General features: G+C 40.9%; 17 protein-coding genes. 13 read left to right on the top strand and 4 right to left on the bottom strand.

The features are described 5' to 3' along the window. Positions 1 to 260: 260 nt before the first annotated feature. The 9 genes from ACHFIY_RS08785 to ACHFIY_RS08825 all read left to right on the top strand — a co-directional run bounded on the left by ACHFIY_RS08785 (position 261) and on the right by ACHFIY_RS08825 (position 10,019). Positions 261 to 2,564 (top strand): ATP-dependent helicase, encoded by a 2,304-nt coding sequence (locus ACHFIY_RS08785; RefSeq protein WP_410845707.1) that lies wholly within the window; start codon positions 261 to 263, stop codon positions 2,562 to 2,564. 755 nt (positions 2,565 to 3,319) lie between these two features. Then, on the top strand, positions 3,320 to 3,643 hold the full coding sequence (locus tag ACHFIY_RS08790) for a hypothetical protein (RefSeq protein WP_410845708.1): 324 nt from the start codon (positions 3,320 to 3,322) through the stop codon (positions 3,641 to 3,643). A 101-nt stretch (positions 3,644 to 3,744) separates the two neighbouring features. Further along, complete coding sequence (locus ACHFIY_RS08795; RefSeq protein WP_410845709.1) at positions 3,745 to 4,095, top strand: hypothetical protein; 351 nt, start codon at positions 3,745 to 3,747, stop codon at positions 4,093 to 4,095. Further along, entirely contained in the window at positions 4,092 to 4,529 is a 438-nt protein-coding gene (locus tag ACHFIY_RS08800) for an IPExxxVDY family protein (protein WP_410845710.1), read from the top strand. Before ACHFIY_RS08795 ends, ACHFIY_RS08800 begins: the two co-directional genes overlap by 4 nt. 36 nt (positions 4,530 to 4,565) lie before the next feature. Beyond that, positions 4,566 to 6,194: an NHL domain-containing protein gene (locus ACHFIY_RS08805; RefSeq protein ID WP_410845711.1), complete on the top strand. Its 1,629-nt coding sequence runs from the start codon at positions 4,566 to 4,568 to the stop codon at positions 6,192 to 6,194. 26 nt (positions 6,195 to 6,220) lie between these two features. Next, positions 6,221 to 6,625 (top strand): RNA-binding S4 domain-containing protein, encoded by a 405-nt coding sequence (locus ACHFIY_RS08810; protein WP_410845712.1) that lies wholly within the window; start codon positions 6,221 to 6,223, stop codon positions 6,623 to 6,625. 244 nt (positions 6,626 to 6,869) lie between these two features. Continuing rightward, positions 6,870 to 8,150 carry a serine hydroxymethyltransferase gene (glyA, locus tag ACHFIY_RS08815; RefSeq protein WP_410845713.1) on the top strand — a complete coding sequence of 427 codons (1,281 nt, stop codon included), beginning with the start codon at positions 6,870 to 6,872 and terminating at the stop codon, positions 8,148 to 8,150. 101 nt (positions 8,151 to 8,251) lie between these two features. After that, entirely contained in the window at positions 8,252 to 8,674 is a 423-nt protein-coding gene (locus ACHFIY_RS08820; RefSeq protein WP_410845714.1) for a DUF4293 domain-containing protein, read from the top strand. A gap of 103 nt (positions 8,675 to 8,777) precedes the next feature. Further along, positions 8,778 to 10,019, top strand: a complete 1,242-nt coding sequence (locus tag ACHFIY_RS08825; protein WP_410845715.1) for a pyridoxal phosphate-dependent aminotransferase — start codon at positions 8,778 to 8,780, stop codon at positions 10,017 to 10,019. 81 nt (positions 10,020 to 10,100) lie between these two features. Here the strand turns inward: ACHFIY_RS08825 and ACHFIY_RS08830 are convergent, their stop codons facing one another. Further along, positions 10,101 to 10,499: a DUF4890 domain-containing protein gene (locus ACHFIY_RS08830; protein WP_410845716.1), complete on the bottom strand. Its 399-nt coding sequence runs from the start codon at positions 10,497 to 10,499 to the stop codon at positions 10,101 to 10,103. Between the two features lie 293 nt (positions 10,500 to 10,792). Between ACHFIY_RS08830 and ACHFIY_RS08835 the strand changes: the two genes are divergently transcribed. Genes ACHFIY_RS08835 through ACHFIY_RS08845 form a run of 3 tightly spaced genes read left to right on the top strand, consistent with a single transcriptional unit; the run spans position 10,793 to position 12,438 of the window. Next, positions 10,793 to 12,025 (top strand): NAD(P)/FAD-dependent oxidoreductase, encoded by a 1,233-nt coding sequence (locus ACHFIY_RS08835; protein ID WP_410845717.1) that lies wholly within the window; start codon positions 10,793 to 10,795, stop codon positions 12,023 to 12,025. A gap of 35 nt (positions 12,026 to 12,060) precedes the next feature. Beyond that, positions 12,061 to 12,183, top strand: a complete 123-nt coding sequence (locus ACHFIY_RS08840; protein ID WP_410845718.1) for a hypothetical protein — start codon at positions 12,061 to 12,063, stop codon at positions 12,181 to 12,183. A gap of 27 nt (positions 12,184 to 12,210) precedes the next feature. After that, positions 12,211 to 12,438: a hypothetical protein gene (locus ACHFIY_RS08845; RefSeq protein ID WP_410845719.1), complete on the top strand. Its 228-nt coding sequence runs from the start codon at positions 12,211 to 12,213 to the stop codon at positions 12,436 to 12,438. Positions 12,439 to 12,534: 96 nt separating this feature from the next. Here ACHFIY_RS08845 and ACHFIY_RS08850 read toward each other — a convergent pair whose 3' ends face one another. Next, entirely contained in the window at positions 12,535 to 13,506 is a 972-nt protein-coding gene (locus ACHFIY_RS08850) for a M23 family metallopeptidase (RefSeq protein ID WP_410845720.1), read from the bottom strand. A 282-nt stretch (positions 13,507 to 13,788) separates the two neighbouring features. On the opposite strand from ACHFIY_RS08850, the gene alaS reads away from it, so the two are divergent. Next, entirely contained in the window at positions 13,789 to 16,584 is a 2,796-nt protein-coding gene (gene alaS, locus ACHFIY_RS08855; RefSeq protein ID WP_410845777.1) for an alanine--tRNA ligase, read from the top strand. A gap of 194 nt (positions 16,585 to 16,778) precedes the next feature. Here alaS and ACHFIY_RS08860 read toward each other — a convergent pair whose 3' ends face one another. Next, positions 16,779 to 17,174 carry a GxxExxY protein gene (locus tag ACHFIY_RS08860; protein ID WP_410845721.1) on the bottom strand — a complete coding sequence of 132 codons (396 nt, stop codon included), beginning with the start codon at positions 17,172 to 17,174 and terminating at the stop codon, positions 16,779 to 16,781. A gap of 417 nt (positions 17,175 to 17,591) precedes the next feature. Then, positions 17,592 to 20,270: a PAS domain S-box protein gene (locus ACHFIY_RS08865; RefSeq protein ID WP_410845722.1), complete on the bottom strand. Its 2,679-nt coding sequence runs from the start codon at positions 20,268 to 20,270 to the stop codon at positions 17,592 to 17,594. Between the last annotated feature and the right edge of the window lie 24 nt (positions 20,271 to 20,294).

Genomic DNA, 20,294 nt, shown 5'->3' on the forward strand with positions numbered 1-20,294 from the left:
AATTGGCAAAACTGAAACTATCTTAATAAAAAAACCGGCGAAAATAATATTGTAAAAAATGTACAATTGTCCTCGTTTTGCGCTCCCTCTGCTTACTCCCACTCCTATGCGAGAATTTATCGCTACTTTTCTGGATAAGTTGAGCATGTTTGTGCTAGGGTTAATTTTTACTAAAAAAGCGAAAAACTTTTATGCACCCACCATAAGCCATAACAAAATCCGCTCCGTATCTTCGCTCGATGCAGGATTATTTAATAGGATTGAACGAACCCCAAAAGGAAGCCGTAGAGCATATCAATGGTCCGCTAATGATTGTGGCGGGTGCAGGTAGCGGCAAAACAAAAGTATTAACCACACGAATAGCCCACTTGATGGCACAAGGCGTAGATGCCTTTAACATATTAGCACTTACATTTACCAACAAGGCCGCCGCCGAGATGAAAGAGCGGATAGCCAAAATACTAGGCAACAACGAAGCCCGCAACCTGTATATTGGCACGTTCCACAGCGTATTTGCACGCATACTGCGTTCAGAAGCCACACGCATTGGCTACCCAAGCAATTTCACTATTTACGACACAGACGATAGCCGCAGCGTGATAAAAACAGTGGTAAACGAGCTAAACCTAGACGACAAGCATTACAAACCCAATGTGGTGGGCAATCGCATATCTTCAGCCAAAAATGCACTGGTGGGGCCTGTGGCCTATTCTGTTGACAGCTATATTCAACAGGAAGACATCCGAGCAAACAGGCCTGCCTTGGGGCAAATTTATGCAGCATATTGTGCCCGCTGCTTTAAGAACGGGGCAATGGATTTTGACGACCTGCTGCTAAAAATGTTTGAACTGCTGAATACCCAGCCCGATGCCCTGAGCAAATACCAGCGCAAGTTTAAGTACATCATGATAGATGAGTATCAGGATACCAATGCCGTGCAGTACCAAATTGCTAAATTACTCGCTGCCATGAACGAGAACATTTGTGTAGTGGGCGATGATGCACAAAGTATCTATAGTTTTAGAGGGGCTACTATTGAAAACATATTGCAGTTCCAAAAAGATTACGATGATGTGAAAGTGGTGAAGCTGGAACAGAACTACCGCAGCACGCAAAGCATACTAAAAGTAGCCAACGAAATTATTGGCAACAACAAGGGGCAGATACCTAAGGAACTATGGACAGACAATAAACTCGGCGACAAGATAAAAGTGGTGCGCGCCATGACCGATAATGAGGAAGGCAAATTTGTGGCCGACAGCATACAGGAACAAAAACTGCGCAACCATTATTTCAACCGTGATTTTGCCATTTTGTACCGAACCAATGCCCAAAGCCGTTCTTATGAGGAAAGCCTGCGCCGCATGGGCATTGCCTACCGCATTTACGGGGGCGTTAGCTTCTACCAGCGTAAGGAAATCAAGGATATGCTGGCTTACCTGCGCATCATTGCCAACCCTAGGGACGAGGAAGCATTGAAACGCATCATCAATTACCCAGTGCGTGGCATTGGCAAAACCAGCATTGAAAAATTGGCCATCGTGGCCAACGAGCAAAACATGACTATGTACGAGGCCGTGGGCAGGGCTGGCGAATTTGGTTTCAAGGGCGGCACGCTGGAATCGCTGCAAAACTTTGAAACCATGATACGCTATTTCCAAACCCTATTGGCAGAAAAAAATGCTTATGACGTGGCTGTACTGGTAGGCAAACACACCAACCTAGTTAAGGAGCTATTTGCCGATAAAACCAGCGAAGGGCTTGCCCGCTACGAGAACGTGCAGGAATTACTAAACTCTATTAAATACTGGACAGAAATACCGGACAACGAAGACGGCGAGGTAGGCACGAAAGACCTTGGGGCTTTCCTACAACAAGTTACCCTGTTTACAGATGCAGACGATGACAAAGAAAATGGCGATGTGGTAAAGCTAATGACCATCCATGCCGCTAAAGGCCTGGAATTTGGCTGCGTGTTCGTAGGTGGGGTAGAAGAAAACCTTTTCCCCAATGCCATGAGCATCAATACACGCGAAGAACTGGAGGAGGAAAGGCGGTTGTTTTATGTGGCTGTTACAAGGGCAAAAGACAGGCTTTGGCTTACCCATGCCAACTCACGCTACCGTTTTGGGCAATTGGTGCAAAATGAACCCAGCCGCTTTTTAGACGAGATGCCAGACCAATATTTAGACAGGACATATTCTGGCGGCGGTGCCAAAAACCAAGGCATGAGCAATATGGGCAGCGCTTTTGAGCGTATGCAAAGGGGTGGCCAGCAAGCCTACAGCCGTGAAACAACAACTGCAGCAAAACCGAAGCCTACTTACCTGCCAGCTCAACCAGTTGCCCCAAAAGTGGTAGAACACAGACCCAGCGAAAACTTTGTGGCCAGCGATACTAGCACCTTGCAGGAAGGGCAGCAAGTAGAACATCAAAAATTTGGCTTTGGCACCGTAATAAAAGTAGAAGGCTCTGCACACAACCCTATTGCCAATATCAACTTTAAACTAAACGGAGAGAAAAAAATAATGCTGAATTATGCGAAACTGAGGATTGTGGAATAAGTGGAAGTTATCTGGAGTTAGGCGGAGGTTGAATATAAAGCTAAAAGCTAAGTAAAGTCTCGGGCTTTCTGTTTGGGGTGCATAAAAGTCTCCCTACAAGCAACTGTTGTTTAGCTAAAAACAACCAATTTGTATAAAAAATTAGTGCTATTCGTGCATTAGTGGCTAATTAGTTGTATAGGAGTTTTTCGCTTTGTGGCGCTATTCCTTAATCTTTAAAAACCTTATCTTTGTGCCAGAAATGCCCTTGCTAAAAACCTAGGTTAAACACATTTTACTAGCTATCAACTAGTATTTGCATCAATGTTCTTTTTTTATTAATATTAAGATAGTTTTAGCTTAAAAAATTAGCCTTGTATTGATGGCTGTAAAATACGCAAAAATTACGCACAAAATGAGCATGAAATACGCAAAAAGTATGCACGAATCACTCAAAAAATAGGCACAAAATACGCACAAAATACGCATTAAAATTTGCCGTTATTGTTGATAATCAATGATTTAAAGGAGAGGGGACGTTTTTTCAAAAAATCGCAAATAGGAAAAAAAAAACCGAAAATTGTCAAAACTGAAACTATTTTAATAAAAAACCCAGAAAAAGTAATAGTATAGAAATTGTATAAGTGTCCTCGTTTTGCATCCCATCTTCTTGCCCCTGGGGGTGTTTGTTCCGGCTTTTTGGGATAAGTGGCGGGCAGGGTTATAGTAGGGTATTTTTTCACTAAAAAGCGAAAAACTTTTATGCACCCTTCTGTTTGAAAGCCCAAGAACTTTTACAGATTATTCTTTATCTTGCATGTTACAAACAATCCATTAAGGAACAAGCAACATTGTTAGAAACAAAAAATAATGTAAATCAATCTACTAATATAGGCAAATTTGATCTGGAAGCAAAACTTAAAATGCCCCCTGATGAACAATTTGAATACATGAAATTGCACTGGGATGAGGTGGAAGCAAAGATAAAAGCAATGGATGAAAGGTATGCTGACAATAAAATAACCTTGACGGAAGATGAAATAGGAGACATGATAAGCAAATTCAGAAAAGAAAACTATGATGCCTCGCTTAATCCTTGACACCTCTGTCTTCATAACTTATTGCTTCTTATGGCAAACTCTTCCGCCTTTCCAACGCTGTGGCAATGTATGATATACAGGTATTTATAAACAGTAACATTTTGTTTAAATTAGAAAAAAACCTTCCCAAAATTGGTTGGACTAAAACAACAAATACAAAAGAGGATTTGGATACCATAAAATCATTTACTACCCTAGTAGAAAAATTTCCATATTTTACAGATAGCCCAGATATCAAAGATAATTTCCTTTTCGACTTGGTAATACAAACCAACAGCGAGATAATTGTAACAAAAGAAAAAGCCCTTTTAGAATTTATAGAAAGCCCTGTGGCCATACACGACATAAAGTGGTTTAAAGAAACCTATCCAGTTCCTTTATTGGACATGAAATTAAATCAAAAAACATCATCTAAAATAAATTTAGTTAGCTTACATTTGAAAAACCAATGAAACCCCTCAAGCTCAATATAGACATACTGAACGATGACTTTTTTGAAGGCACTAGGCTGCTTGGCATTATTGCGCCCATTAAAAAGCACCTTTTTTGTTGGCGGCTAAACGATACAATGGGCTTTTCTTTCAACCTAAGCAATGAGATAGAAATACCACTACGGAAAAAAGAACGCAACTATTTTTTTGCCCTATACCGCTCGCAGCAGTACAATAGCAGCCTAGAACATTTGGTGTACTACAACCAATGCGACGGCGAATACCTGCTGCCAGAATTTAAACATATAGATTATTTATGGTTGATAAGGGGCGACTCCATAGAAGAAGAACATTACCAATGGATAAAGCAAGGCATCAAAAGCATTGCCGACGTGCAATTTGTGACCGAGCTAAGCAACGAACAAATAAAAACAAAAGGGAATTTAGTGTTTTAGCATTATTGAAACTAATTACTTGACTAAAGAACTTAAATGAAACAATTTAACAAAAGAGCAAACTTAGTGTTTGCATTCATTATCGTATGTATAGCCTACAAAAGCAACGGTCAAACAATTACTACTATTGCTGGCAATGGCTCAACAGGTTTTAATGGGGATAGTATCCTTGCTACTAGTGCAAGTTTGTCTAACCCAACAGGATTATGCGTGGATGCACTTGGCAATGTGTACGTTGCAGACCGCACCAACAATCGTATCCGAAAGATAAGCACAAGTGGGGTTATTACAACAGTTGCTGGCAATGGCAAAGCAGCCTTTAGTGGCGACAATGGCCCAGCAATAGCAGCTAGTTTAGGTAGCCCTTATGGCGTATGCATTGATTCCTTTGGCAATTTGTACATAGCAGATACAGAAAACAACCGTGTGCGGAAAGTAAGTGTGGCTGGTATCATCACCACCGTAGCAGGCACTAGCTATGGATTTAGTGGCGACAGTAGTTTAGCCATATCAGCACAGTTATCAAAGCCTTCGAGCGTATGCGTTGATAATGCCGGGAACCTATTTATAGCCGACCAGTGGAATAGCAGGATTAGAAAGGTAAACACGAGCGGCATCATTACTACAGTTGCAGGCAATGGGATGTATAATTACAGTGGCGACAATGGTCCTGCCACTGCTGCTAGTTTGCATGAGGCTTCGGGCGTTACAGTAGATGCAGCAGGCAACATTTATATTGTTGATTTTTGGAATAGCGTTATCCGAAAAGTAAATACAGCTGGCATCATTACTACTGTGGCCGGCAATGGCAATAAGGTATTTAGTGGCGATAATGGCCTAGCTACATCTGCTAGTTTAAGCTGGCCTTGGGGTGCGTCTATAGATACTGCTGGCAATTTATATATAGCAGATGCCCGCAACAACCGTATTCGTAAGGTTAACCCTGCTGGCATAATTACTACCATCGCAGGCAATGGAATTCAAGGTTTTAGTGGCGACAACGGCTCCCCTGCAAATGCTGGTTTAAACGCCCCTGATGGCATTTGCCAAGACGCTTTTGGCAACTTTTATATTGCAGATGCAAATAATAACCGGATTAGGAAGATAACTTATAGCCCTACCTTGGGTGTAAAGTTAGAAACCTTTGCAATATCATTAAACAAACAAATGAACGCCCTGCTGCAATGGCAAACAACGAACGAAACCAATACCCAACAATTCATTATAGAACGAAGCAATAATGCACAATCTTTCAGTTCAATAGGCACAATAGCAGCTAAAGGCAGTGGCAACAACAGCTATACTTTTACGGATATAACACCCCTTCAGGGCATGGGGGCTTACCGCCTAAAAATACAGGACAAGGATGGCAGTTTTGCTTACAGCAAAATAGTTGTACTAGATTTATCTTCCATTAGGCAACAATTTTCAATTAGCCCTAACCCCATACAAGGAAAAAAAGCAACTATTTCTTTTAACATCCCAACAATGGTTAAAGCTATTGGCGTATATGGCATGAATGGAAAGCAAATATTAAACAAAGGTATAAATGCAATTGTTTCTGAGTATATCCTTACCCTTAATGGCATGGCAAGTGGCACTTATTTAATAAAAATAATGGCGGCAAACGGCACAACGCAGCAACAACAAGTAATTGTAAAATAGTAATTTTGGTTTATTAGAAAACACTTATGGCAGCACCCGCACCAAACAGCGCAAAAGAAAAACTACGGATAGACAAATACCTATGGGCCATACGGCTGTTTAAAACCCGCAGCCTATCGGCAGAAGCATGCGACAAAGGCAAGGTAAAACTACAAGGCAGCTCGGTAAAAGCATCCAAAACCGTGAACGTGGGGGATGAATACGAAGTAAAAACAGAAGCAAAAAAATGGATCATAAAGGTAACTGGCTTGCTGCACAACAGGGTAGCCTATACCGAATCGCTCAATTTTTATATAGACCTTACCCCAGCAGAAGAATTGGACATTACCAAATTCCAACCATCATCATTCCATACTGGCAAACGCCTAAGCAAAGTAGGCCGCCCCACCAAAAGGGGAAGAAGGGACTTGGATGGGTTTATGGAAGATTAAGAAAAAGAAAACATAGTACTTTGCTTGTGTTTTTTAGCTTCCAAGGCATATAAAAAAGTTAGAAATAAGTCAAAAAACGATGTTCTTTTTCTTTTACTTGCATAAATTTATCTGTGCTATCTGCCTATGTGGTGAAAAAATACCTGGATAGTATCACAAAAAATATTGCCTACTCGCTTGCAACTGTTATTTTTGCCGCTCATTTTCAAATAGGCACGCTTGTTTGACTGTAAAAACGCAAGGAATGCAGAGAGATACATTGGTTTTTGACCTCATCAACAAGGAACTGGAACGCCAGCGGCATGGCATAGAATTGATTGCCAGCGAGAACTTCACCTCGTTGCAGGTAATGCAGGCAATGGGCGGCGTAATGACCAATAAATATGCGGAAGGCTACCCGGGGCGGCGTTATTATGCCGGCTGCGAAATTGTGGACCAAACAGAACAATTGGCCATTGACAGGCTCAAAGAAATTTTTAACGTTGAATATGCCAACGTGCAGCCACACAGTGGTGCACAGGCCAATGCGGCTATTGCATTGGCAGTGTTACAGCCAGGGGATACTACTTTAGGGCTAGATTTAAGCATGGGCGGACACCTTACCCATGGCAGCCCTGTAAACTATAGCGGAAAATTGTACAATGCACAGTTTTATGGCGTGGTGAAAGAAACGGGCTTGGTTGACTATGAAATGCTGGAAAAACAAGCCCGTGAACTGAAACCCAAATTGATTATCTGTGGTGCAAGTGCCTATAGCCGGGATTGGGATTATGCCCGCATCCGTGCCGTGGCAAACGAGGTAGGCGCATTGGTTTGGGCAGATATTGCGCATCCAGCGGGGTTAATTGCAAAAGGTTTGTTGAATAGCCCTTTTGCACATTGCCATTTTGTAACATCTACTACCCACAAAACCCTGCGTGGCCCCCGTGGCGGCGTGATAATGATGGGCAAGGATTTTGAAAACCCATTTGGCCAAAAAGACAATAAGGGCAACACAAAAATGATGAGCAATCTGCTGGACTTAGCCGTTTTCCCAGGCATTCAGGGCGGACCATTACAACATGTGATAGCTGCTAAAGCAATTGCTTTTGGGGAGATATTAACCGTTGAATTTTTGGTTTACCAGCAGCAAGTACAAAAAAATGCACAGGCCATGGCCAAGGCATTTGTAGATAAGGATTATCATATTATTAGTGGTGGTACTGACAATCATTTGATGTTGATTGATTTAAGAAACAAGAACATCAGCGGCAAGAAAGCTGAACAGGCACTGGTAAAAGCAGACATCACGGCCAATAAAAACATGGTACCTTTTGACGACAAGAGTGCTTTTATAACAAGTGGCATCCGTTTTGGTGTACCAGCCATTACCACAAGGGGCTTTAAAGAAGCCGAGATGCAGTTTGTGGTAGATGTAATAGATAGGGTATTGATGAATGCAGACAATGAAACTGAGATAGCATCAGTAAAAAAGCAAGTGAACGAGTTTATGACACAATTTGTTTTGTACCCGGAACTTGGGTAGGTTATTTTAAATTTTGAATTAGAACAACCCCTATTATAAATATTTAGCTTTAAATAATATGGGCTAATTCCTAATTATTAATTCCTAATTCCTAATTAAATATGATACAACGTATCCAAACAGTATGGTTATTGCTAGCAACAATCTGCGCTTTTATAACGCTGCGGTTGTCTTTTTATAGCGGCATGAAGGTAGATGATGCCACAAAAGCAACTGTTTACACACACTTGAATGCGCTTAGCACCAACCCGTTGCTTATCATTACTGTTGCAATAGCCGCTGCGGCTTTTGTTGCCATTTTCTTATACAAAGACAGGAAAAGACAACTATTAATAACAGCAGGCATTGCCATAGGGGCTATACTAACCATAGCTTTGTATTTTACCCAGATAAAATTATACACACAAGGGCAACTTAATTTAACCTCGATCTTTTCTTTCCTTATTCCCATTTTTTTATTGCTTGCTGTGAGGGGCATTTGGAAAGATGAAAAATTAGTAAAAAGCACAGATAGGCTTCGCTAGTTATGAATTATGAGTTATGAATTATGGGTTTTAAGTTGGGGCTACCTACTTTTTATCCATAACTCATAATTCATAATTTATAACTCATAATTCACAAATAAATATGCTAAAAATAAGCAAACGGGGGCAGGACATGCCCTCCTCCCCTATACGGAAATTGGTTCCTTTTGCCGAGATGGCTACCAAGCGTGGCACAAAAGTATATCACCTGAATATTGGGCAGCCCGATATTGAAACGCCGCAGATAATGCTGGATGCTGTGCGCCACAGCGATTTTAAAATACTCGAATATGGGCATAGCGCAGGCAACGAAAGCTACCGTAGGAAACTGGTTAAATATTACAAAAGCGTGGATATAGATATTGACTTCACGCAAATAGTAATAACCACTGGCGGCAGCGAGGCCATTTTGTTTGGCTTCATGGCCTGTTTGGATTATGGCGATGAAGTCATAATCCCAGAGCCTTTCTATGCCAACTACCACGGTTTTGCCGCAGAAGCGGGCGTGGAAGTAGTTACGGTTACCTCGCATATTGCCAATGGCTTTGCCTTGCCACCTATTGAGGAACTGGAGAAAAAAATAACCCCACGCACCAAAGCCATTGTTATTTGCAACCCCAACAACCCTACTGGCTATGTATATGGCAAGGAAGAAATGAAGCAACTGGGCGAGATGGTGCTAAAACACGATTTATTCCTGTTTTGCGATGAAGCCTACCGTGAATTTAACTACGAAGGCGAAATGCCCCTCTCCTCTTTGAACCTGAAAGGGGTGGACAACAACGTTATAATGGTGGACACCATCAGCAAGCGGTACAGTGCATGTGGCGGCCGTATTGGCGCCTTGGTAACCCGCAACAAAGACCTGGTAAATGCCGTGATGAAGTTTGCACAAGCAAGGCTTTGCCCCCCTGGATTTGCCCAGATAGCGGGCGAAGCGGCACTAGACCTGCCAGCAGATTATTTCGATACAACTAAAGCAGAATACAAAAACAGGCGCGACTTGATTGTAAAAAGGCTAAATGCGATAAAGGGCGTAAACTGCCCTAAACCAAGTGGTGCCTTTTATGCCATTGCAGAACTACCAATTGACGATGCAGACAAATTTTGCCAATGGCTGTTGGAGTCATTTAGTTATAATGGTGCTACTGTAATGCTTGCACCCGGCACTGGTTTTTACGCCACGCCGGGCTTAGGCAAAAAAGAAGTTAGGTTGGCCTATGTTCTAAACCTAACGGATATCAATGCTGCCATGGATTGCCTAGAAGAAGCACTAAAAGAATACAAACAGCATACTACCATAACTGCTGATTCAGGGGTGTTGGCAGAGGCAATGTATGCATAGCTTTAAATTATTAATTATAAGTTATTAATTATGAGTTATGTATTGCCCTTTGACTCATAATTAATAACTTATAACTCATAATTAACAAGGCCTTTTGGGGCGCATTGTTTTTTCTATTTCGTTATATTTTTGGAACTGCTCTTCAGTTAACACCTGCTTTATTTTTGCATCCCTTTCCCCACTAAGCTTTTCAGCAACTTCCCTTTTTACTGGTGGCGGTGGAGGTGGCGGCGGTGTTGCAGGTTTGCCTTCTTTCACCCTTTCTTTTTCTATATCTGCAAAAAATGCCTTGTAGGCAGCTAGTACAGTTTCTTTCTGTGCTGCTGTTAGATGCAGTTCCTTGTCTAGCTTTTCACTTACTTTTTTCAAGTGTTCTTCCGGTGTTGGGGGCTTGGGTGGCTTATGTTCCGAACCTGGTTGTGCCATTGTAAAACCGGTGATAAACAATAAAACCCCCATTAACCATACATTCTTTTTCATGTTATGCAATTTTTACTTTTTAAAATGAAGTACAGAAAATAAGACGTGGAAATGGAATAAAACCTTTGTCTTAACCAAGATTTATAAGATTAATAGGATTTTTGTGATTTATTGACACAACTCTTGATGCTTATGAATTGGAACAGCACGGAAACACACCTTTTCTTTATTTTGCTTGTTGCGTCTTCCAGTATTTGTAGCTTTGTGGCAAAATAATACCAAATAGAAACAAAACAGCTATTATTGTGTTTAAATATGGTTGTAAGCAACCAACATATAAATCAAATTTATTCATGGCTTTAGAAAAACTTCATTCAACAGTTTGCATTATTGGGGCTGGCCCCGCAGGTGCTTCAACCTCTATTTTTTTAAGCAAGCTGGGCATTGAGCATATTATTATTGACGGGGCAACTTTCCCTAGGGATAAGGTGTGCGGCGATGGACTTGACATGAAAAGTATCCGTATGCTCAACCATATCGACCCCAACATTATCCCTAATGAAATAATGCCCAACCCCAACTTCACGCCATCATGGGGTATGCGCTACATCACCACCAATGGGAAAAATATAGATTTTGCTTACAAGCCCCCAGCAGGCAAAGAAAACGAATGCCCTTTTTTTATTACCAAACGCTTTTATTTCGATAATTTTTTAATCCAAAAAATAAACTCCGCAACTGCCCTATTCAGGCAAGGCACAATTGTAAAAACCATTGCTAAAGAAGGGGCAGACTGGAAAATAATAGCCACCAGCAGCACGGGCGAAGTAGAAATTACCTGCCAAATGCTGGTTGGTGCTGATGGTGATCACTCTACTTTGCTGCGTTACCTAGGCGACCGGAAAATAAACCGTGAGCATTATGCCAGTTCCGTAAGGCAATACTGGAAAAATGTTGCTGGCACGCACCCCGATAATTTATTAGAATTTTACTATGCCCCCAACATACCAATGGGCTATTTCTGGATTTTCCCACTGGGCAATGGCGAAGCCAATGTAGGCTATGGCATTACCAGCAGCATAGCCAGCAAGCAGCACCTAAACGTGCGGAATACTTTTGCTGAATTAATAGAAAAAGACCCTGCACTGTCGCACCGCTTTAAATATGCCACTCCAATTGCTCCTGTAGAAGGCTGGGGCATACCCCTTGCCTCCTTAAAAAGGAAAGTGGTGGGAGATGGGTGGCTATTGGTTGGCGATGCAGCCTCCATGGTGTCTCCCAATACAGGGGAAGGCATTGGCACTGGCATGATGACGGGCTATATAGCTGCAAAATTTATTGATAAAGGCATAAAAGCAAAGAGTTTCAGCGAAGGCACATTGGCCAATTACAGCAGGGAGGTATTTAAACGGATGGAGCAAGAAATAAAAAGTTACGAGTTCAACCTGCGGCATCCTGGCATTACCAATACGTTCATGGGCTTTTTTGTACGAGACAATTTTATATGCCGCATTGGTTTTAACTATATCATGAAAGGCTGGCTAAAAACGGCCTATCAAAAAGAGGTAACTGTAAATTTAGATTAAAATACAGTTTTCTTACCTTTACCAAAAACTGACATATGTCAGTTATCAACCTACCCATTTTGTACGTTGGTTCCAAAGGAGAAAAGCACCTGTATTCCCTGTTTGACAGCGGAGTAAACCTGTCCTGCATACACCCTGATTATGTGGAAGGATTATAAATACCCGTAAACCTTGGTCGCATCCGCATGATTTCTACGGCATCAAAAGGGCATTATATAGAAATAAAAGAAGTAGTCCGTTTAGATTTTTATTTGCACGATGTACTACTAAGCGATGAATTTTTAGTAGTGCCTGGCCTAAGTGAGGAGGCCATCATTGGTGCCGCTACTATGCAAAAATGGCGCATCAAGCTAAACTTTGAACACGACACCGTAGAGGTTGACCCTAAAGTGGCTAAAATGCAATTGGTCTGAACCGGGATTTTTGGGATTATAAAGATTAAAGGGAAAAATTGAGCATAGTGGAATCACTTTAATCCCCAAAATCCCCCCAAATCCCGGTTCAGACAATTAATCAAAACTTTGGTTAGCACTCGCTGCTTGTTTCAGCAGGCGGTCGAATTGTGCCGGGTTAATATCGTTGTAAAAATAATATACAGGGTCTATAGGAATGCCGTTGCGGTGTACTTCATAGTGGCAATGTGGGCCAGTGCTTTTGCCCGTGCTGCCTACATAACCAATCACTTCGCCACGTTTTACTGTTTTGCCGGGCCTAGTTTTTACCTTTACCATGTGGCCATACAAAGTCTCGTAGCCATAGCCGTGGTTGATGATTACATGGTTGCCAAAACCACTGTTGTTAAACCCAGCTTCTTTTACGGTTCCGTCGGCAGTAGAGTATATAGGCGTGCCTTGAGGGGCAGTAAAATCTAGCCCAGCATGAAATTTCCTTACTTTATATACTGGGTCTATGCGGTAGCCAAAGCCACTGGCGATGCGGCTAAGGTCTTTGTTGCTCACAGGCTGAATGGCAGGTATGGCACTTAGCAGTTTTTCTTTGTTTTTTACCATCCCCGCTATTTCGGCATAGCTTTTATCCATGAAAGCTACACGGGTAGTAAGGTTGTCCAACTGCCCCTTGATGCCCGTGATCAATATATTTTCGCTTAGCCCCTGCACTAGTTTTACCTCGTTGCTTTTTTCCATTTTCTTTACCCGCACGCTATCTGGTATAGGCGTGGCTTCAAAAATGGCACGGTACACGGTATTGTCCCTGTTTTCCAGTTCAGCCATTTGCAATTGCAACTGTTGTACTTGGTCTTGCAGCACAGTATAGTTATCTTTCAATGCCTTGTTTTGCTCCATCAACCTTTTTTCATTGGCAGAAGGGAAATAGCGGTAAGCAATGCTCATGATAATAAAAGCCGTAACCAAGCAAGCCGCCACAAACCCAAATATCCGCAGCATCCGTACCCTGAAAGGCACGTCTAGCTTCTCGTATCGAAGGGTGTTGGTATTATAGTAATATTTTATTTTTTTCATTTGACTATTTAAAACATTGCCACAGAGGCTCGAAGGCTCAAATAAAACGCAAAGTATTTAGTTATAGGTAATAAGTTATAAGTTATAGGTATTAAAAGGGTCTAAATTTGCCAACAATTTATTTTATGTACTTTTTACCTAATACTTACCATTTACTACCGGCCCTGCTTCGTGCCTTTATGGCAAAAGAAGCAACCTGTATCTGAAATAACTACCTTCGCCGCCTTCAAAGATAATTTTTTAACGTACTTATAATAACAGTTTAACAAACTTGCTAGAATGATGACAAGTGTAGATATCCGCCAGCAGTTCCTCGATTTTTTTAAAAACAAGCAACACCAGATTGTACCTTCTGCCCCAATCGTAATAAAAAACGACCCTACCCTATTGTTTACCAATGCGGGTATGAACCAGTTTAAAGACCTTTTTTTGGGTAATGGCAAGCCAGTGCACAACCGCATTGCGGACACACAAAAATGCTTGCGTGTAAGTGGCAAACATAATGATTTGGAAGAAGTGGGCGTTGATACTTACCACCATACCATGTTCGAAATGCTGGGCAACTGGAGTTTTGGGGATTACTTTAAAGTAGAAGCCATTGCCTGGAGCTGGGAATTATTGACAGAAGTATATAAACTGGACAAAGACCGCCTATACGTAACCATTTTTGAAGGTGACGAAAAGGAAGGCTTGCCTAAAGACACGGAAGCCTTTGATGAATGGAAAAAAGTTATAAGTGAGGATAGGATTTTACTAGGCAATAAAAAAGACAATTTCTGGGAAATGGGCGACACAGGTCCTTGTGGCCCCTGCACGGAAATACATGTGGACTGCCGCCCCGATGCCGAGCGCAAACTCGTAGAGGGCAAAACATTGGTAAACAACGACCACCCACAGGTAATAGAAATCTGGAACAATGTATTCATGCAGTTTAATCGCTTGAAAGATGGCAGCCTGCAACCTTTGCCCGCCCAGCATGTGGACACAGGCATGGGCTTTGAGCGTTTGGTTCGGGTGATACAGCAAAAAACATCTAACTACGATACCGATGTATTTACTGGCACCATAGCCGTGATAGAAAAAATAACGGGCAAGCAATACGATTTTAGCGATACAAAACAAGCCATTGCTTTCCGGGTATTGGCAGACCATATCCGTGCCATTGCCTTTACGATAGCCGATGGGCAATTGCCAAGCAACACTGGGGCTGGTTATGTAATACGACGTATACTGCGCCGTGCAGTAAGGTATTATTATTCTTATTTAGGTTATAATCAACCATTGCTATTTCAATTGATGCCTATTTTGGCAAAACAATTTGAAAATGTTTTCCCTGAATTGAATAGCCAATTGGATTTTGTAAGTAAGGTAGTTAAGGAAGAGGAGGAAGGATTTTTAAGGACTATTGAGAAAGGGCTTGATAAATTTTATCGCTACTTCTCAACAATAAATAAACATATCATATCCAATATACCTAGCAAGTCAGAACTCTTTTCTATAGAAATACCAACAACTGGTATTCTTACTAAAGAGAATTACCCAGAAATATTTAATCAGTTAGTTAATCTTGGAAATACTGAAGAATTTATAAATCAAAAAATTTCTACAGCTAAGAAAATATATCTTATAAAAGGAGAAATGGCCTTTGAGTTATATGATACATATGGTTTCCCTTTAGACCTTACCCTACTAATAGCAAGAGAAAATGGCATTTCAGTTGATGAGGTTGGTTTTGAAATAGCCCTCCAACAACAAAAATCCCGCTCTCGTGCCGCAGCAGTTGTTGATACGGAAGACTGGATAAACCTTCAAGAAAACAGTGTATCTAAATTTATTGGGTACAACAATTTAGATGGCGTAACCAGTGTGGTAAAATATCGAAAAGTAAAAGCCAAGGGCAAAGAAGGTTACCAGATAGTATTGGCAGAAACCCCATTTTATGCCGAAAGTGGCGGGCAAGTGGGTGACAAAGGCACGTTGAATTTTGATGGTGAACACATTATTGTAAACGATACGAAGAAAGAGAACAACCTTACCATACATTTTACCGAGGTATTGCCAGAAAATATTGAAGGAACTGTAGTAGCCAAGGTATATACGCATTTGCGGGAAGCAACTTCTATACACCACAGTGCCACGCACTTACTGCACGCTGCTTTGAGGCAGGTATTAGGCACGCATGTAGCACAAAAAGGCAGCTTGGTAAATGAAGAACAATTGCGTTTCGACTTTTCGCATTTTGCCAAGGTTACTGACGAGGAAATAGCCGAGATAGAAAGCATTGTAAATGAAAAAATACGGGAAAACGTGCCTGTTATCATTAATGAAATGAACAAGGAAGATGCCCTGAAACTAGGTGCCATGGCTTTGTTTGGCGAAAAATATGGCGATGTAGTAAGGGTGGTTGTGATGGATAAAAACTACTCCGTGGAGCTTTGCGGCGGAACGCATGTGGGCTATACAGGCCAACTGGGTTTCTTTAAAATAAAGCACGAAACAGCAGTAGCGGCTGGTGTACGCAGGATAGAAGCCGTTAGTGGCAGCGTGGCAGAGGCATTGGCAAAAGAAGAATCCAATACCCTTAGCTCATTGCGCAGCACGCTGAAAAACCCGAAAGACATTGTAAAAGCATTGGAAAACCTATTTACAGAAAACAGCGAGCTACGCAAAAAAATAGAAGGTTTTGAGGCAAAGCAATTAAACATTACCCGAAAAGAGTTACTACAAAAAGTAGAAACCATCAATGGCATACAATTCATTGGCACACAAATAGAAGTGAGCAATGGCGACGCCTTGAAAAAGCTATGTATAGACTTAAAGGCAGACATAAAAGATTTTGTAGTGGTATTAACCGCCAATGTAGAGGGAAAAGCTTTTGTAGCCATTGCTATTGATGAAACCATCAACGCTTCCAAAGGATTGGATGCACAAAAAATAATCAAGGAACAAGTTGCGCCCCTAATTAAAGGTGGTGGCGGTGGGCAGAAATTATTGGCTACTGCTGGCGGGCAGGATGCTAGTAATTTGGGATTGGTGGTGGAGAAGGTGAAAAACATCTTAACCTTTGATTTTCAGTGATTAGATTGATTGAATTGATTTTTAGCACTCAGTCTTAACCTTTGATTTACATTGATTATTTTGATTGGATTGATTTTAAGTACTTAATCATAGTCGCTACAAATCATAGTATATCAATTAAATCACTGTAAATCAAAGGTTAAGACAATTTCTACAAATCATAGAATATCACTAAAATCAAAGAAAATCAAAGGTCAGGACATTTTAAACTTTGGATTTATCAACCGCCTATATTCCAAGATTTTGGCACCAAAATTTATCAGCATCCCTATTTCTAAGTTGTATGCTTCCAAGTAATTAATGGCTTGAGCCAAATGTATTTCATCAAGTTTTGCAAGTGCCTTCAATTCAACTGAAACTACTGTTTCAATCAAAAAATCCACTCGCCTTGTTCCAATTTGTTCCTCTTTATAAAAAATAGGCATCTCAAATTCCCTTGCAAAAGATAAGCCCCGGATACTCATTTCCCTTTCCAATGCCCTTTGATAAATGACTTCTTGGAATCCGTTACCCAATATTTTATGCACTTCAAAACAGCTACCTAGTATTTTAGCTGTAATATCGGAATATTTGTATTCTGGCTTTATCATTATTTTGATGTATTAATTTCAATAGCTAAAATAACCTTTTTCATTTTCCAAAAATCAAAGCATATCAATTAAATCAACGCAAATCACAGGTTCAGACAATTGTTTGGCAACCCTCCTATAAACCAAATAAGATTGAAAAAAAATAATACAAACAGACGTTTAATTGCATAAACACTTTCAGTAAGTTTTTGTATTTTTGGGAAGAACAAGTAAATGTTTTTGGTTCTGGAAAATATTACAATACCAGTTACAGATTGTAATGAACAGCTTTTTTTAAATTATGAAAAAAGCAAATGCAGAGGCAGCAGCTAATGGCCTTACACAAGAAATATTGGAACAGCTACTGTAAGTACTTTGTTTTTGATGTAAATACTTTAGTCAGTGCATATAAGCCTCTATCGCAAAAAGCACTAGTACTTATTTGAACGTAATTGTAAATGTAGTGCCTTTGTTTACCTCGCTGGCTGCTTCTATTTTGCCACCAAGGGCAGTTATCTGGGAATGGATAAGGTACAGGCCTACGCCTTTGCTATCTGCATTGTTATGAAAACGCTGGTATAGCCCAAACAGCCTGTTTTTCACAATGCCCATGTCCATGCCTATGCCATTGTCCGAGAAAATAAGCTGGGTAGGCATACCGGGTTCTTTTACAGTGTATATTTCTATCATTGGTTTCCTATCAGGGTGGGCATATTTTATGGCATTGATAATCAGGTGCTGGAAAATGCTTTCCATGTAAGCGTGGTTGAAGGTTACCTGCTGTACAGATGTGAAGTCGGAGCTAATAATGGCACCTGCATTTTGTACGATAGATTCGATAGACGAAGCAACTGTTATTAAAATATCTCGGAAATTGATGGTGCTTACAGGAAGGTTCCTGTTTTCACGGATTAATAAAACTTTAATAAGGTCGTCTAAGGTTTCGTTTAAGTAAAAGGTAGATTTTGTAAAGGCGTCTATTAGTTTTAAAGTCCTAGGGTCTTGTATTTGCTCAGTATCAAGCATATTGCATATAGAAACAAGGTTGGTAAGCGGCCCCCTGAGGTTGTGAGTGGTGATATAGGTAAACTGTTTTAGTTCTTGGTTGTTCCTTGTTAGTTCCTCTACCAAATGCTGTTTTTCCAGTTCTGTTTTTTTGCTCTCTGTAATATCGTGCATAGCACCCACCAGCTTAGTTGCGTTGCCAGCACTGTCTCTTACCACAAAACCCCTGTCCAAAACCAGTGCATATTCGCCACTAGCTTTCCTGAACCGGTATTCATTTTGCCATCTGTTGCCATTGTTTGCTAGTATCTCGGTTACAGCTTGCAATATGGCTGGCATATCCTCTGGGTGTACATTCCTGGACCATTCATTATCGTCTGCATTGTCATACAGCCCTCCCTGATGCCCAAAAAGAAGCTCAAAATTACTGCTTAAGAAAAGTTTGTTTTCCACCAAGTCGGTTTCCCAAATAGCATCGGATGTGGCTATGGTGGCATACTCGTAACGTTCATAGCTTTTTTGCAGTGCCTCCTCGGCTTTCTTTTTATCGGTAATATTTGTTACAAATGCACAGTTTAGTTCTAGGTCGCCATATTTGATGATGTTGGCTTTTATTTCCACATCAATCAATTTTCCTTCTTTTGTTTTTTCTTTTGAGTAAAACGACATGCTGCCTTTTTCACGCAGGGTTGCCCAATGGCTTGGCCAGTCTTGCTGTGCATATCCAGGGTCTATGTCTTCTACTGTCAAAGCCATCATTTCGGCTTTTGTATAGCCGAGCAATGTATGCGCAGCCTCGTTGAAGTCGTAAAAGCTGGCATCTTCTTTTATCAAGAAAACAGAAACGGCTGCATTCCTAAACGAAAAGTCAACCAGTTGTAGCCTGTGTTCTATTGCTTTTTGTTTTGTTACGTCCCTGCATATACCTATAATGCCATCTATTTTGCCATCTTGGTTGATGAGCGGGAATTTAGAAATAACAACATCCATTTTACCCCCATCGGCCTTACTAAATACCTCCTCTTCCTCTATAATCGGTTGACTAGTATACAATACCTGCATGTCTTGCTTATAGCCTCTATGGTTTGTAGTTTGTGCAAACAACTCAAGGTCGGTTTTCCCAATGGCATCTTCCTCAGTTGAAAGCCCCATGTACTGGACATCTAGCTTGTTGGCTATTAGTTTTTTTCCAAATTTGTCTTTTACAAACACGGCCACTGGCAAGTTGTCTATCAATGTGCGTAGCAGCCCCCTTTCGTTGGCTAGGCTTTCCTGAGCTGTTTTTTGCTCGTGTATATCCTGAACAATACCATAAAGTCGGGTGCAGATCCCATTTTTAAATTCGCTGTTCCCAGTAATCCTTATCCATTTCAGGTTGCCTTTTGCAGTGGTTAGGGGCAACTCCATGTCGAATGATATTCCGTTTGCAATCGCCGCCTCCACCGCTTTTAAAATAGTATTACGCACCGTGCCTTCTTTAAAAAGCAACAAGGCATCCTTTATAGGCGGCTCAAAATCAGCTGGCCATTCATGTATTTCTTTTGTAACACTTGTCCAGCTTGTCTCGTTTGTTAGCACGTCATATTCATAGCCGCCCACCCTTGCTATATGGTTTGTTTCTTCCAATATCTCTACGGTACGCCTTAGTTTATTTTCCGATGCCTGCATTTGGTCGTTAGCTGTATCCATCATTATACTGCTATGGCTGATACTTTCCTTGCTGATTGCTGTAATAAAAAGGCAAACCAATTTTGGGGCTTCTGGGCTAGCTTGGGGCAAAATGAGCGTCGAAAATTCTATCTCAAATTGTTGCCCGCTTTTCTTTATGCCTTTTGCTTTTGTCTTTGTTTTATCGAAAGCATTACTTTCTTGTAAATAAATATGGTTTGTTGTTTCGTATAAAGCAATAATTTCTTCCCTTTTTTTAGTGCAAAACTCCTCATTGGCATAGCCAAACATTTCCTGTGCAGCCTCGTTTGTCTCAACAATATAGCCATCCTTGGTTTCCATAATAAAAGCAAACCCCGCTTGTTGCAGGATTAATTGATACATGGCAAGATGGCTATCTGGCTTATTTGGCAAACCCAATAGGCTGTTTTCATTCAGAAGCATACGTTAGGGTTTTTCTCTATCACG

The organism is Parasediminibacterium schistidii (assembly GCF_046546515.1).
GTDB lineage: Bacteria > Bacteroidota > Bacteroidia > Chitinophagales > Chitinophagaceae > Parasediminibacterium.

Excerpts from the sequence above, each read along its gene's own strand:
- ACHFIY_RS08865 (WP_410845722.1), bottom strand. The coding sequence starts at position 20,270 with ATGCTTCTGAATGAAAACAGCCTATTGGGTTTGCCAAATAAGCCAGAT.
- ACHFIY_RS08850 (WP_410845720.1), bottom strand. The coding sequence starts at position 13,506 with ATGAAAAAAATAAAATATTACTATAATACCAACACCCTTCGATACGAG.
- ACHFIY_RS08800 (WP_410845710.1), top strand. The coding sequence starts at position 4,092 with ATGAAACCCCTCAAGCTCAATATAGACATACTGAACGATGACTTTTTT.
- ACHFIY_RS08820 (WP_410845714.1), top strand. The coding sequence starts at position 8,252 with ATGATACAACGTATCCAAACAGTATGGTTATTGCTAGCAACAATCTGC.
- ACHFIY_RS08805 (WP_410845711.1), top strand. The coding sequence starts at position 4,566 with ATGAAACAATTTAACAAAAGAGCAAACTTAGTGTTTGCATTCATTATC.
- ACHFIY_RS08845 (WP_410845719.1), top strand. The coding sequence starts at position 12,211 with ATGATTTCTACGGCATCAAAAGGGCATTATATAGAAATAAAAGAAGTA.
- glyA (WP_410845713.1), top strand. The coding sequence starts at position 6,870 with ATGCAGAGAGATACATTGGTTTTTGACCTCATCAACAAGGAACTGGAA.
- ACHFIY_RS08810 (WP_410845712.1), top strand. The coding sequence starts at position 6,221 with ATGGCAGCACCCGCACCAAACAGCGCAAAAGAAAAACTACGGATAGAC.
- ACHFIY_RS08835 (WP_410845717.1), top strand. The coding sequence starts at position 10,793 with ATGGCTTTAGAAAAACTTCATTCAACAGTTTGCATTATTGGGGCTGGC.
- ACHFIY_RS08860 (WP_410845721.1), bottom strand. The coding sequence starts at position 17,174 with ATGATAAAGCCAGAATACAAATATTCCGATATTACAGCTAAAATACTA.
- ACHFIY_RS08840 (WP_410845718.1), top strand. The coding sequence starts at position 12,061 with ATGTCAGTTATCAACCTACCCATTTTGTACGTTGGTTCCAAAGGAGAA.
- ACHFIY_RS08830 (WP_410845716.1), bottom strand. The coding sequence starts at position 10,499 with ATGAAAAAGAATGTATGGTTAATGGGGGTTTTATTGTTTATCACCGGT.
- ACHFIY_RS08825 (WP_410845715.1), top strand. The coding sequence starts at position 8,778 with ATGCTAAAAATAAGCAAACGGGGGCAGGACATGCCCTCCTCCCCTATA.
- alaS (WP_410845777.1), top strand. The coding sequence starts at position 13,789 with ATGACAAGTGTAGATATCCGCCAGCAGTTCCTCGATTTTTTTAAAAAC.